Annotated in this window: 11 protein-coding genes; 6 read left to right on the forward strand and 5 right to left on the reverse strand. The window is 56.8% G+C overall.

Features of this window, described 5'->3' with window-relative positions:
- Together QK300_RS03395 and QK300_RS03400 are read left to right on the forward strand one after the other, a co-directional pair.
- Positions 1 to 1,518, forward strand: a complete 1,518-nt coding sequence (locus QK300_RS03395; protein ID WP_281300411.1) for an aldehyde dehydrogenase family protein — start codon at positions 1 to 3, stop codon at positions 1,516 to 1,518.
- A gap of 111 nt (positions 1,519 to 1,629) precedes the next feature.
- Complete coding sequence (locus tag QK300_RS03400; RefSeq protein ID WP_281300410.1) at positions 1,630 to 2,130, forward strand: hypothetical protein; 501 nt, start codon at positions 1,630 to 1,632, stop codon at positions 2,128 to 2,130.
- 8 nt (positions 2,131 to 2,138) lie between these two features.
- On the opposite strand, the gene rpoD is transcribed toward QK300_RS03400, so the two are convergent.
- From rpoD to QK300_RS03415, 3 genes are all read right to left on the reverse strand, one after another.
- A complete protein-coding gene (gene rpoD / locus QK300_RS03405) occupies positions 2,139 to 4,271 on the reverse strand; it encodes an RNA polymerase sigma factor RpoD (RefSeq protein ID WP_281300409.1) in 2,133 nt (710 codons plus the stop codon).
- 93 nt (positions 4,272 to 4,364) lie between these two features.
- Entirely contained in the window at positions 4,365 to 6,275 is a 1,911-nt protein-coding gene (gene dnaG, locus QK300_RS03410) for a DNA primase (RefSeq protein ID WP_281300408.1), read from the reverse strand.
- Between the two features lie 132 nt (positions 6,276 to 6,407).
- Positions 6,408 to 6,866 (reverse strand): GatB/YqeY domain-containing protein, encoded by a 459-nt coding sequence (locus QK300_RS03415; RefSeq protein ID WP_281300407.1) that lies wholly within the window; start codon positions 6,864 to 6,866, stop codon positions 6,408 to 6,410.
- Between the two features lie 267 nt (positions 6,867 to 7,133).
- Between QK300_RS03415 and carA the strand changes: the two genes are divergently transcribed.
- From carA to greA, 3 genes are all read left to right on the forward strand, one after another.
- Positions 7,134 to 8,312 carry a glutamine-hydrolyzing carbamoyl-phosphate synthase small subunit gene (gene carA, locus QK300_RS03420; RefSeq protein WP_281300406.1) on the forward strand — a complete coding sequence of 393 codons (1,179 nt, stop codon included), beginning with the start codon at positions 7,134 to 7,136 and terminating at the stop codon, positions 8,310 to 8,312.
- Between the two features lie 29 nt (positions 8,313 to 8,341).
- Positions 8,342 to 11,647 (forward strand): carbamoyl-phosphate synthase large subunit, encoded by a 3,306-nt coding sequence (gene carB, locus QK300_RS03425; protein WP_281300405.1) that lies wholly within the window; start codon positions 8,342 to 8,344, stop codon positions 11,645 to 11,647.
- A gap of 119 nt (positions 11,648 to 11,766) precedes the next feature.
- Complete coding sequence (gene greA, locus QK300_RS03430; RefSeq protein ID WP_042086039.1) at positions 11,767 to 12,240, forward strand: transcription elongation factor GreA; 474 nt, start codon at positions 11,767 to 11,769, stop codon at positions 12,238 to 12,240.
- 31 nt (positions 12,241 to 12,271) lie between these two features.
- Here the strand turns inward: greA and QK300_RS03435 are convergent, their stop codons facing one another.
- Positions 12,272 to 12,649, reverse strand: a complete 378-nt coding sequence (locus QK300_RS03435; protein WP_281300404.1) for a hypothetical protein — start codon at positions 12,647 to 12,649, stop codon at positions 12,272 to 12,274.
- Positions 12,650 to 12,833: 184 nt separating this feature from the next.
- On the opposite strand from QK300_RS03435, the gene QK300_RS03440 reads away from it, so the two are divergent.
- Positions 12,834 to 13,403, forward strand: coding sequence for a carboxymuconolactone decarboxylase family protein (locus QK300_RS03440; protein ID WP_281300403.1), 570 nt, complete (start codon positions 12,834 to 12,836; stop codon positions 13,401 to 13,403).
- A gap of 156 nt (positions 13,404 to 13,559) precedes the next feature.
- Here QK300_RS03440 and rpmF read toward each other — a convergent pair whose 3' ends face one another.
- Positions 13,560 to 13,742, reverse strand: a complete 183-nt coding sequence (rpmF, locus tag QK300_RS03445; RefSeq protein WP_042086163.1) for a 50S ribosomal protein L32 — start codon at positions 13,740 to 13,742, stop codon at positions 13,560 to 13,562.
- Positions 13,743 to 13,987: the final 245 nt, after the last annotated feature.

Below are 13,987 nucleotides of genomic sequence, written 5' to 3' on the forward strand. Positions count from 1 at the left end.
ATGACGATCAAAGAGCTTTTTTCATCCCTGCATCTGGGGCCATTTGATCATGCTGGCGATCAGGCCGGTGATCAGGCCGGAACTTTGGCGGTTACCAGCCCCATCGATGGAAGCCTGATTGGTCATGTGGAGATGGATAGCCCCCAATCCGTGGCCGAGAAAGTGGGGAAGGCGGTGGAAGCCTTTGCCATCTGGCGGCAGGTGCCGGGGCCCCAGCGGGGTGAACTGGTGCGGCTTTTGGGCGAAGAATTGCGCGCCCACAAGGATGCGCTGGGGCGGCTGGTGAGCGTGGAAAACGGCAAGATCCTTGAAGAAGGCAAGGGCGAAGTGCAGGAAATGATCGATATCTGCGATTTTGCCGTGGGCCTGTCGCGCCAGCTTTATGGCTTGACCATCGCCTCCGAGCGGCCCGGCCATGCCATGCGCGAAAATTGGCAGCCTTTGGGCCCCGTGGGGGTGATTTCCGCCTTTAATTTCCCGGTCGCCGTCTGGTCATGGAATACGGCTTTGGCGCTGGTTTGCGGCGACCCGGTTTTATGGAAACCATCCGAGAAAACGCCTTTCACTGCTTTGGCCTGCCAAGCCCTGTTTTTGCGTGCTGCCGCTAAATTCGGGGCGGCCCCCGATGGCTTGTCGCAGATTGTGATCGGGGCGGCCGATATTGGCGAAGCTTTGGTGGATGATCCCCGGGTGCCGTTGATTTCAGCCACCGGCTCCTGTGCCATGGGGCGCAAGGTGGCACCAAGGGTGGCCAGCCGTTTTGGCCGCTGCCTTTTGGAACTGGGCGGCAATAATGCGATCATCGTCGCCCCGTCGGCGGATCTCGATCTGGCGGTGCGGGCGATTGTGTTCGGGGCCGTGGGCACGGCGGGCCAGCGCTGCACATCCACCCGCAGGCTGATCATTCATCGCAGCATCTATGATGATCTGATGCCCCGGCTGAAGGCGGCTTTCGAGCGGGTGACGGTGGGCAATCCCCTGGAAGGCGCGCTGGTGGGGCCGCTGATCGATGGGGCGGCGCTTGGTGCCATGGACAAAGCCCTTGAGCGCGCCCGGGCCGAAGGCGGCGTGGTTGAGGGCGGGGGGCGTGTGCTGGCCGATCGCTATCCCGATGCCTTTTATGCGCGCCCGGCGATTGTTGAAATGCCCGCCCAAAAAGGGGTGATGATGGATGAAACCTTCGCCCCCATTTTATATGCCGTGAAATATGATGATTTCGATGCGGCGATTGCCTTGCAAAATGCGGTGTCGCAGGGTTTATCATCGGCTTTGTTCAGCAATGATGTGCGCGAGGCCGAGCTTTATCTGTCGGCCACCGGATCGGATTGCGGGATTGCCAATATCAATATCGGCACCTCGGGCGCTGAAATCGGCGGGGCTTTTGGCGGCGAGAAAGAGACCGGCGGGGGCCGCGAATCCGGCTCTGATGCGTGGCGGGTTTATATGCGCAGGCAAACCTCCACGGTGAATTATTCCACCCAGTTGCCTTTGGCCCAAGGCATCAGCTTCGAGCTTTGAGCGGGCATCAAGGCTGCCGCCGCTTCTCAATGGGGTGATCGAACACGCCAAACTCTTGTTTCAAGGCCAAAGCATCATAGCTTTAGGATGTGAAGGCGAACAGGGAGGGCTATGATGATCAGGCAATGTGGCGTATTAGGACGCTTGGAGGGTCGCGCTGTTTTTTATGGCGCGGCTTTGTCTTTCGGTCTTTTGGTCTCAAGCATGCATGGCTGGGCGCAAGAGACGGCGAAAGAGCCAGAAAGTGCACAAGAGCAAAGCGACAAGGACGAAAGCGAGCAGGCCCCGCAGGATCGCTATCCTGCGATGAAAGGCTATGTCCCGAGGGGTGAGAGCGAGAATTGCATCCGGCTCAGGCAGATCAGGCAAAGCCATGTTTTGTCGGATCGTGAGATTTTTTTTGAAATGCTGGGTGGGGGCGGCTATCTCAGCACGCTTTCCCATCGCTGCCCGCAACTGGGTTTTTATGAAAGCTTTTCCTATTCCACCAGCACTGGGCGGCTTTGCAATACCGATCTGATCACGGTGATCAATCACAGCCCGGTTGCGGGCACGACCTGCGGCCTTGGCCTGTTTCAAGCTTATGAAAAAGCCGAACAGCCGCAGGATTGAGCGGCGGATCAGGTATCGAGGAAGCTTCTGAGCTTTCTGGATCGGCTGGGATGTTTCAGCTTGCGCAGGGCCTTGGCTTCGATCTGGCGGATGCGTTCGCGGGTCACCGAAAATTGCTGGCCCACTTCTTCCAGAGTGTGATCGGTGTTCATGCCGATCCCAAAGCGCATCCGCAAAACCCGCTCTTCACGTGGGGTGAGGGAGGCCAGCACCCGGGTCGTGGTTTCGCGTAAGTTCGATTGGATCGCCGCATCCACGGGCAGAATGGCGTTTTTGTCTTCGATGAAATCGCCCAGATGGCTATCTTCTTCATCGCCGATGGGGGTTTCAAGGCTGATCGGTTCCTTGGCGATTTTCATCACCTTGCGCACCTTATCCAGCGGCATCGACAGGCGCTCGGCCAGTTCTTCGGGGGTTGCTTCCCGGCCGATTTCATGGAGCATCTGGCGGCCCGTGCGGACCAGCTTATTGATGGTTTCGATCATATGCACAGGAATGCGGATGGTGCGCGCCTGATCGGCAATGGAGCGGGTGATCGCCTGCCGGATCCACCATGTGGCATAGGTCGAAAATTTATAGCCCCGGCGATATTCAAATTTATCCACCGCCTTCATCAGCCCGATATTGCCTTCCTGAATGAGATCGAGGAATTGCAGGCCGCGATTGGTGTATTTCTTGGCGATGGAGATGACCAGCCGCAGATTGGCTTCGACCATTTCCTTTTTGGCGATCCGGGCTTCTTTTTCGCCTTTTTGCACGGTGTGCACGATGCGCCGGAATTCCGCGACCTGCAAACCGGTTTCATTGGAAATTTCGGCGACCTGATCGCGGATATTGGCCACGGCCGTGGCTTCGGCTGCGGCGAATTTGGCCCATTTCTTGTCTTTGGTGGAGACCCGGTCGAGCCAGTTTTCTTCGAGTTCCTGGCCCATATATTCATTGAGAAAATCGGAACGCGGGATTTTATAGGTTTCCGCCATGCGCAAAACCCGACCCCCCAAAGCCAGAAGCCGCTTGTTCAGGGAATATAATTGATCCACCAGTTCTTCGATGCGCAGATTATTGAACCGCACGGATCGCAACAGCGCCACCAGTTCGGCATGCAATTTCGTGTATTTGCGTTCACTGGCGGTGGTCAGTTCCTCGCCTGCGGCGGCGGCTTCAAGCCGGGCATCCTGCAGGCGATAAAGCTTTTTATAGGTGGCGGTGATGGCCTCGAATTTTTCCAGTGTTTCCGGCTTTAAATGCTCTTCCATGGCGGCCAGCGACATATTCGATTCGTCGTCGTCATCATCATCATCGGTATCGCCGATGCGGGCTGCGGGCTGCTCGTCCTCAGGGCCGCCCTCATCAGCCGATGCGGGTGCATTTTTGGCCGTGGCGGCGCTCGCCCCTTCTTCATCAGCGGCCTTTGGAGCGGCCGTCGGATCGTTTAAAGCATCGTCATCCGCGCTTTGCGGGGCATTATCTGCGCTGGCAGCCGCTACAGCGGCGTCCGGCCCGCCGCCCATGGTGGCATCAAGATCGATGATATCGCGTAAAAGCATCCGGCCTTCATTCAAAGCCTGCGACCAGGACACCAAAGCCTGAAAGGTGAGGGGGCTTTCGCACAGGCCCTGAATCATCGTTTCGCGGCCGGCTTCGATCCGCTTGGCAATGGCGATTTCGCCTTCGCGTGATAACAGCTCCACCGATCCCATTTCGCGCAGATACATGCGCACCGGATCATCTGTGCGATCGCTTTCGGATTTCACTTCCGAAACTTTGAAGGCCTCTTCCTCATCGCCCTCATCATCGTCTTCGTCGTCATCATCAGCCTCGGCGGCGGGGGTGCGGCTGCCGGGGGTTTTCTTTTTGGTGGTGAGGATGGGTTCCTGATCGCTGTCGCTGTCTTCTTCAGGCTCGTCGCCTTCGATCACATTGATCCCCATTTCAGAGAGAAGGCTCATGATGTCTTCGATCTTTTCAGATGAAATTTCATCGCTGGGCAGGGCTTTATTGATCTCGTCATAAGAGATATATCCGCGCTCGCGCGCACGGCTGATCATCTTTTTGACAGAGGCCTCGCTCATATCAAGGATCGGGCTATCACCGTCTTCGCGGGCGTCGATGGCGTCATGTGCGTCGGGGCTGGATGCCATTATTTGTGTCTCTTGTTTTCAAAAACGTCAAAAGTCGTCACGTCCATCTTTCATCCTCGATGCGCCATGAGGCCCATACCCTCATTTGCCACATCATTGCCGAAAGACATAGCCTTCCAATTCGGCCTCGGTCCCTTCGGTCCGGTCATATTCCTGCTTCAAATGAATAAGCTGTCGCAGCGTTTCATCGCTTCCATGATCCCTATAGGCTGCTTCTGCGGCAGCAATCTCATCGCTCAAAGCCAGCCGCCGCAACCGCGCCATCACATGATGCCAGCCGATGGCGGCTTCTTCAGCCGTGGCTTCGGGCCAAGCCGACCATGCCGGTCTCAGCAGTGGCGAACTCATAAGCTGCGCAACAATCCCCTTGAAACCGTTCTTTGCCAAATGGTCCTTCAGTGCGCCTTGATCAAGACCTTTCCCTGAACTCAGGGTGACTAGGATTTCCTGACGCAATTTGTCAAGCGCGCTGTCGGTGAAATCGACCAGAGCCAAAGCCTCGGCATGGCTTTCCGCCAGCAAAGGATGGTTAATGGCATAAAGACAGAGCAATTGTTCAAAAAGAATACGGTCCGGCCCGGTGCTATTGCGACCCAGACGACTCGCTTTCAACTGCGGTGATGCGGGGCCGGGAGCCATGCCCTGATGGCGAAAACGGCTCACAGAGTTGCCCAAAGACTGAGTTTGAAACCGGTTTTGGAAAGCCCCCCTGCCCGAGGCCCGGCCCGATGCAGCGGGGCGCCCTAGCCGATAGAAACGATCCCGGAAATCGCGGATATAAAAGCCCCGGATTTTGTCATCGGCGATATTTGAAAGCATGTTGAAAACCGTTTGCTCCAAACCGGCGCGGCGTTCGGGCGTTGCAATATCTTTGCCGGTGATCAGGCTGCGCCAGAGCAGTTCGGACAGGGGTTCGGCGGCATCCAGCACGGCCTGAAGGGCCTTGGGGCCATCCCGGCGCAGCAGATCATCGGGATCAAGCCCTTCGGGCAGGATCGCAAAGCGCAGGGATTTTCCCGGTTTGAGCAGGGGCAGGCAGCGTTCGGCGGCACGCAGAGCGGCCCGCTGGCCGGCCTGATCGCCATCAAAGCACAGGATCGGTTCGGCGCTCATCGTCCATAGCAGGGCGATCTGCTCAGGCGTCAGCGCGGTACCCAAAGGGGCGACGGCATGATCGATCCCGGCTTGAGCCAGCGCGATCACATCCATATAGCCTTCCACCGCTACCACGCTGCCCGCCTGATGGGCGGGTTTGCGGGCATCGGCCAGATTATAAAGGCTGTGGCCCTTGTGAAACAGCTCGGTTTCAGGGCTATTGAGATATTTGGCCGGATTATCCGGTTCCATCGATCGCCCGCCAAAGGCGATCACCCGGCCCTGACGATCGCTGATGGGAAAGATGATCCGGTTTCTGAACCATGAATAGGGCGCGCCGCCCTTCTCCGATGGTTTCAAAAGGCCCGCGTCGATAAGCTGGGGCACGTGCAGCCCCTGTGCCACCAGGGCATCTTTCAGGGCTTCATAGGAATCGGGGGCAAAGCCCAGCCGAAAACGGCGCATGATTTCGGTATCAAGGCCGCGATCAAGCAGATAGCGCCGGGCCGCGCGCCCCGATGCACCGCCCAATTCTTGCTGAAACCAATGGGTCGCCGCCTCTAAAACTTCAAAAAGGCTGGCCGATTTTTCCGCCTTCTGGCGGGCTTGGGGGTCGGGTTTGGGCAGGGCCACGCCCGCAATCTGCGCCAGTTGCTCCACCGCTTCGGGAAAGCTCAGCCCTTCACTTTCCATCAACCAGCTTATGGCATCGCCATGGGCCCCACAGCCAAAGCAATGATAGAAATTCTTGTCTTCCACCACATGAAAAGACGGCGTTTTCTCGCTATGAAAAGGGCACAGGCCCTTCAGATCGCGCCCCGCCCGGTTGAGCTTGACCTTGCGATTGACCAGATCGCCAAGGGGCACCCGATCGCGCAATTCATCCATGAAGCGGGGCGGAAAACGCATCTTTGAGTTCATCCATCGCGATGGGGAGCCAAAACAGCCCCAAGGCAGAGGCCAAAGACTAAGCGACCCGGCATTGGGGAGGCAAGATCATCGGGTCTTCATATCTTCAGGCCAGTTAATCACGCGCGTTCTTCAGGCTGACAGGATGGCCTTCACCTTTTGGCTGGCTTTGGCGAAATCCATTTGCCCGGCATGGCGTTCTTTGAGCACGGTCATGCAGCGGCCGATATCTTTGAGGGCCGTGGCCTCCAACTCATCAACCACCGCATGACAAGCGGTTTCGATTTCTTCGTCCCCCAATTGGCGGGGCAGAAACGCCGAGATGATGTCGATTTCCTCGCGTTCCTTTTCCGCCAGTTCAAGGCGACCGCCTTCTTCATAGGCTTTGATGCTGTCATGCCGTTGTTTGATCATGCGGGCCATGATTTCGCTGATGATCAGATCATCATCGCGTTCATCCGATTCTGTGCGGCGCACGATATCCCGATCCTTCACGGCAGCCAGAATCAGCCGCAGGGTGGAAAGTTTGCGCTGCTCTTTGGCGCGCATGGCATCCTTCACGGCGGCATTCAATCTTTCACGTAAAGTCATGGCTTTATTCCTGTCCCTGTTGGTCTTTTTTGGCGCTCGAAGTTCAGATCGTTTCCAAGTCCTGAGCGTTAATGGGATGGGTCTTCAAGGGGGCCCACTCCGTCTTGACCTTGGCCGCTGCATTCACTAAGGTCCGCGCCGGTTTGGCCCATCCTTGTTGCGCAGTCAGGATGGGACTCCCTAAACCTATCTGCCCGTGGCTGCAACATTCCAGTGCGGTTCTCTACCTCCCGAGCGATACCAAACCCATAAACCGGAAGTTCTGACATGGATGATCACCCGACGCCAGACCTCTCCAGCCGCCCAAAAACAGCCGTTCTGGTTCTGGCGGATGGCAGTGTTTATCATGGCGAAGGCATAGGGGCTACCGGCGAGGCGGTTGGGGAAATCTGCTTCAATACGGCGATGACAGGCTATCAGGAAATTCTCACCGATCCATCTTATGCCGGGCAGATCATCACCTTTACCTTTCCCCATATCGGCAATGTGGGGACCAATCACGAAGATATGGAAAGCGCCAAACCCGCAGCCCGTGGTTTTGTGGTGCGCGAGCCGATGCCCGCGCCATCAAGCTGGCGATCCGAACACAGCCTTGAAGATTGGGCCAAAGATCAGGGCCTGATCGGCATCAGCGGTGTGGATACAAGGCGGCTGACCCGGCATATCCGCGCCCATGGGGCCCCCAATGGGGTGATTGCCCATGATCGGGCAGGCCAATTCGATTTGCCGGCGCTTGTGGAAAAGGCCCGGGCATGGCCCGGTTTGCAGGGGATGGAACTGGCGCGCGATGTCAGCACATCCGATCCCTATCCCTGGCAGGAAACCCTGTGGCAACGCCAAGGCGGCTATGGCCAGCTTGATCAGGCGCGGGCCCATATCGTGGCCGTGGATTTCGGGATCAAGCGCAATATTCTGCGCAATCTGGCCTCGGCGGGGGCGCGGGTGACGGTGGTGCCTGCCGAGACCTCATTCGACGCCATCATGGCGCTGGCGCCCGATGCGGTGTTTTTATCGAATGGACCGGGCGACCCGGCGGCAACGGCGGTCTATGCCCTGCCGATGATCAAGGATCTGATCGCATCCGGCCTGCCGGTTTTTGGCATCTGCCTTGGCCATCAGATATTGGGATTGGCGCTGGGCGGGCACACGGTGAAGATGCAGCAGGGGCATCGCGGGGCTAATCATCCGGTGCGCGATCTTGAAAGCGGGCGGGTTTCGATCACCGCGATGAACCATGGCTTTGCGGTCGCCAAAGACAATCTGGCCGAACAGGGTGTGGAGATCACCCAGCTTTCCCTGTTCGATGGTACGATCTGCGCCCTGAAAGCCAAGGATGGCCGCATCTTTTCGGTGCAGCAGCATCCCGAAGCTTCGCCCGGGCCGCAGGATAATTTCGATCTGTTCAGCCAGTTTGTGGATCAGGCCGCCTCGGCCTCCCAAACATAGCCTTTGCGTTATTCGCTCAAGGAAAAGAAATGCCCAAGCGCACTGATATATCCTCGATCCTGATCATAGGGGCCGGGCCGATCATCATCGGGCAGGCCTGTGAATTCGATTATTCCGGCACGCAGGCGGTGAAGGCTTTGCGTGCGGAAGGCTATCGCATCATTTTAGTGAATTCCAATCCCGCCACGATCATGACCGATCCTGAATTGGCCGATGCCACCTATGTGGAGCCGATCACGCCTGAAATCGTTGAAAAGATCATCGCCAAGGAACGCCCCGATGCTTTATTGCCCACAATGGGCGGGCAAACCGCGCTCAATACGGCGCTGGCGCTGTCGAAAAGCGGGGTGTTAAAGCGCTATGGCGTGACCATGATCGGGGCCAATGAAGAGGCGATCAACAAGGCGGAAGATCGCCTTTTGTTTCGTCAGGCCATGGATAAAATCGGCCTTGAAAGCCCAAAATCGGCAGTGGCCCACAGCCTGGCCGAAGCGCAGGACATCCTGCTTGAAACCGGCTTGCCAGCGATCATCCGGCCTTCGTTCACCATGGGCGGCACCGGCGGCGGGATCGCTTATAACAGGCAGGAATTCGAGGCGATCGTGAAATCCGGGATCGATGCCTCGCCGGTGAATGAGATCCTGGTCGAAGAATCGGTTCTGGGCTGGAAAGAATATGAGATGGAAGTGGTGCGGGATCGCGCCGATAATTGCATCATCATCTGTGCCATCGAAAATCTTGATCCCATGGGGGTTCATACCGGCGATTCGATCACCGTGGCCCCGGCGCTGACCCTGACCGACAAGGAATATCAGGTGATGCGCAATGCATCGATTGCGGTGCTGCGCGAAATCGGCGTGGAAACCGGCGGATCGAATGTGCAATTTGCGGTCAATCCCAAAGATGGGCGGCTGGTGGTCATCGAAATGAATCCACGGGTATCGCGCTCATCGGCTCTGGCTTCGAAAGCTACCGGCTTTCCGATTGCGAAAATCGCCGCCAAGCTGGCGGTGGGCTATACCCTTGATGAATTGGATAATGACATCACCGGCGTCACCCCGGCATCTTTTGAGCCGACCATTGATTATGTGGTGACCAAAATCCCGCGCTTTACCTTTGAAAAATTCCCCCATACCAACAATACCCTTACCACTTCGATGAAATCGGTGGGCGAATCGATGGCGATTGGCCGCTCTTTTCCTGAAAGCCTGCAAAAAGCTCTGCGCTCGATGGAAACCGGGCTCACCGGGCTCGATGATGTGGAGATCGAAGGCTATGATCCCGAAGCCCCCGATCTGGATACCATTCGGGCGGCTTTGGTGCAGCCGGTGCCTGAACGCCTGTTGCGGATCGCCCAGGCCTTTCGTTTGGGGATGGATGTGGCCGATGTGGCCGCCATCACCCATTATGATCCCTGGGTTCTGGGCCAGATCAAGCGCATCACCGATGCCGAGGAAACTGTGCGCCGCCATGGCCTGCCTCAGGATGCCCGGGGGCTCCTGGAATTAAAGATGCTCGGCTTTTCCGATGAGCGTTTGGCGCATCTGGGCAGCCTGATGGAAGCCGATGTGCGCAGCCTGCGTCATCGCCTTGGGGTGACCCCGGTTTATAAGCGCATCGATAGCTGTGCGGCGGAATTCGATGCCCAAACCCCTTATCTTTATTCCACCTATGAAACCGGTATCCTGAATGCCCTGACCGGCAAGATGATCCCCCCCGAAGACGAAGCCGATGTCAGTGATCGCAGCAAGGTGATGATTTTGGGTGGTGGGCCCAATCGGATCGGGCAGGGTATCGAATTCGATTATTGCTGCTGCCATGCCTGTTTTTCTTTGTCTGAGGCTGGCTATGAAACCATCATGGTGAATTGCAACCCGGAAACCGTCTCCACCGATTATGATACATCGGATCGCCTGTATTTCGAGCCGCTGACCCATGAAACCGTGCTTGATATCGTCCGCGCCGAACAGCGCCGGGGCACGCTGGCCGGGGTTGTGGTGCAATTTGGCGGGCAAACGCCTTTGAAGCTCGCCAAGGGGCTGGAACAGGCGGGCGTCCCCATTCTGGGTACCAGCACCGATGCCATTGATCGCGCCGAAGATCGGGATCGCTTTGCCACCATGCTGAAAACTCTGGGCCTGAAACAGCCGCCCAATGGCATGGCGCGGTCCGCTGCCGAAGCGATCACCATTGCCGAACGCATCGGCTTTCCGGTTTTATTGCGGCCCTCTTATGTTTTGGGCGGGCGGGCGATGGAAATCGTCAATGATCATGCCCAGCTCGAACGCTATATCCGGGAAGCGGTGAAGGTATCGGGGGATAGCCCGGTGCTGGTGGATGGCTATTTGCGCGATGCCATCGAGGTGGATGTGGATGCCTTATGCGATGGTGAAGATGTGCATGTGGCCGGTATCATGGAACATATCGAGGAAGCGGGGATTCATTCCGGCGATAGTGCCTGTTCCCTGCCCCCTTATAGCCTCTCCGATGCCATCGTTGCCGCCATCGCAGACCAGACAAAAGCGCTGGCCTTGGAATTGGGCGTGCGTGGGCTGATGAATGTGCAATTTGCCGTGGTGGGCGAGGAGATTTATCTGATTGAGGTGAATCCCCGGGCCAGCCGCACGGTGCCTTTCGTGGCCAAGGCCACAGGGGTGCCCATTGCCAAGATCGCCGCCCGGCTGATGGCAGGGGCCCGGCTCGCCGATTTCGATCTCAGCCCCTTTCCCCGCCGCCATGTGGCGGTGAAGGAAGCGGTTTTCCCCTTTGCCCGCTTCCCCGGTGTGGATGTGATTTTGGGCCCGGAAATGCGCTCCACCGGCGAAGTGATGGGAATCGACAAGGATTTTGCCCGGGCCTTTTTGAAAAGCCAGATCGCGGCGGGCACCATTCTGCCCGAAAGCGGGCTGGTATTCGTTTCCGTGCGCGATTCCGATAAAGCCGCAATCATGCCGGTGGTGCGCGATCTGGTGGCTTTGGGGTTCGAGATCATCGCCACCCGCGGCACCGCCGGTTTCTTGGCCGAGCATGGGATCGAGGTGCGGGTGGTGAACAAGGTGGCGGAAGGGCGGCCTCATATCGTCGATCTTTTAAAGGATGGCGAAATCGATTTGATGTTCAACACCACATCGGGCAGTCAGTCCCTGTCGGATAGCTTTGAAATCCGGCGCAGTGCGCTGACCATGGGAACACCCTATTACACCACATTGGCCGGGGCGCGGGCTGCGGTGATGGCTTTATATGCCAGCCAGCGAGGAATGCTTGAAGTCGCGCCCTTACAATCATATTCTCAGGAATTGGGCGCAAAAGACATGAGCGCCGAGAAAACGGGTTGACTTGAAGGATCGTTTCAGGCGAAGACCCACAGCTTTGCCGGTCGCATAAGGGCAGGATGATCTGCTTTCGATGCGCCCGGCTTTTGATTTCCATCATTGCAACAATAAGAGCACGAGAGATGACCGAAAAAATCCCGATGCTGGTTTCTGGTTTTGAAAGCCTCAGGACGGAGCTTCACCGTTTGAAATCGGTGGATAGGCCCGCTGTGGTGCGTGCGATTGAAGAAGCGCGCGCCCATGGTGATCTGTCGGAAAATGCCGAATATCATGCCGCCAAAGAAAAACAGGGCCTGATCGAAGCCCGGGTGATGGAGCTGGAAGATCAGCTCAGCCGCGCTGAAGTGATCGATCCCACGACCTTGAAGGGCGATAAGGTTATGTTTGGTGCCACCATCACCTTGCTCGATGAAGATGATAAATCAACGATTTATCAGATTGTAGGGGTGGAAGAAGCCGATGTGAAACAGGGCCGGATTTCCTATAGCTCGCCGATTGGGCGGGCTTTGATCGGTCGCTCTGTGGGTGATGAGGTTGAAGTGACTACGCCATCGGGTGAGAAATATTTCGAGATCGAAAAGGTCGATTACCGCTAAGCGCCTCAGCTAAGTTCTTCAGCTAAGCTCTTCAGGGGCTGATGGGGGCGCGGGCCTGCCTGTGCGCATAATCCTGTGTCATCTTATCAAAGGCTGCCATCACGGCGGCCCGCCCATTGGGCGCAAAACCGGTTTGGCGATCAAGGGGATCGCCATTCACCGGCTGTAAAAGCCAGATCACGCCATCGGGGGCCGGGGTCAGCTCCAGCGCATAGCCATCGGCAAATCCGCCAGCCTGTGCTGTCGAATCAGGATCGCTGTGCCGGGGCCATAATAAAGCGATATGGCTTAGCCGCCAAAAGCGCGTGCGGGGCACAAGGGTGATTTCGCGGGCCAGATCATCGGCGGTGACGGGGGTGCCGTCTTCCAGCTTCCAGCCTTCCATGCTTTGCACTATTTGATGTGTCATGAAATTGACATATCACGCGGCGGGTAAAGCGAAAGCATGGATTTCGCGCTTTTTGGCCCACACATTTTTGTGAGGGGGTGGTTATCGCCGCCATAAACACCAGATTGTAGCATGACGCCGGTTCTGGCGCCTTTATGATCACCTCAGGCTTTATTGTCGAAGCTTTCCCAAACAGGAGGATGAGATGTCCGACTTCAAATTCCATGATGCCGCAAGTGCCCCGGAAGGATCGCGCCCGATTCTTGAAAAAGCCAAAGAAAAATATGGCTTCCTACCCAATATTCTGGGGGGTTTGGCAAATGCGCCTGCAGCTTTGGAAGGCTATGCCACCTTGGCCGGGATTTTTGATAAAACCAGCTTTTCACCGGTGGAACGCCAGGTGGTTCTGCTCACCGTGAGCCGCCGCAATGGCTGTGATTATTGCATGGCCGCCCATTCCGGTGCTGCCAAAATGGCAAAAATCGATGAGGATGTGCTGAGCGCCCTGCGCGGCGATAAAACGCTGCCGGATGAAAAGCTCGAAGCCCTGCGCCGCTTCACCGATGCCGTGGTTGAAAAGCGCGGCTATGCCGATGATGCGGATGTGAAGGCCTTCCTTGATGCCGGCTATAATCATCAGAATATTCTGGAAGTGGTGTTGGGCGTGGGTGTGAAAACCCTGTCGAATTACGCGAATCACATGATGGAGCCCAAGCTCGATGATCAGTTCAAGCCTTTGGAATGGACTGAACCCAAAAGCCACGCTGCCGAATAAGCCTCATCAGGCATAGAACAGAAAAAGCCGACCGGAGACACTCTCTGGTCGGCTTTTTTATGGGTCGGCTTTTTATAGGGTTGGCCATTTGTGAAGAGGCACAAAGCCCCCATGGAGACTGAATCCGTTCAGGCCCCTTAGGGGATTATTGATCCCTTATTGACCTTTGGGGGTAATCACCTGACGGCCGCGATACATGCCGGTTTTCAGATCCACATGATGGCGCAGAACATATTCGCCGGTGTGCGGATCTTCCTGATAGTTCACAGGTTCCAGTTTATCATGTGACCGACGGTTACCGCGGCGCATGGGGGACACTTTTCTTTTAGGTACAGCCATCTCGTCCTCGCTTGCTCGATGCCGCACCGTCTGTCGGCGCGAGCCAAATTCCATGGAAGTTCGGGGAACGGATTTCTGCCAAGGCAGCAATCCATATGCCGATAAGGCGCGGACAATAAGAGCGCTTTGCATGAAAATCAAGGTTGATCTTGTTTATCCCGGCGGTCTTTTATGATCAACGCTGCCAATAAGCATAACCAAGGCCCCGATAGCATTGCCTGACGGTTCAGATCAAGCTAGCAAGG

It is taken from the genome of Iodidimonas sp. MBR-22, assembly GCF_029946565.1.
Classification (GTDB): Bacteria; Pseudomonadota; Alphaproteobacteria; order Sphingomonadales; family Rhodothalassiaceae; genus Iodidimonas; species Iodidimonas nitroreducens.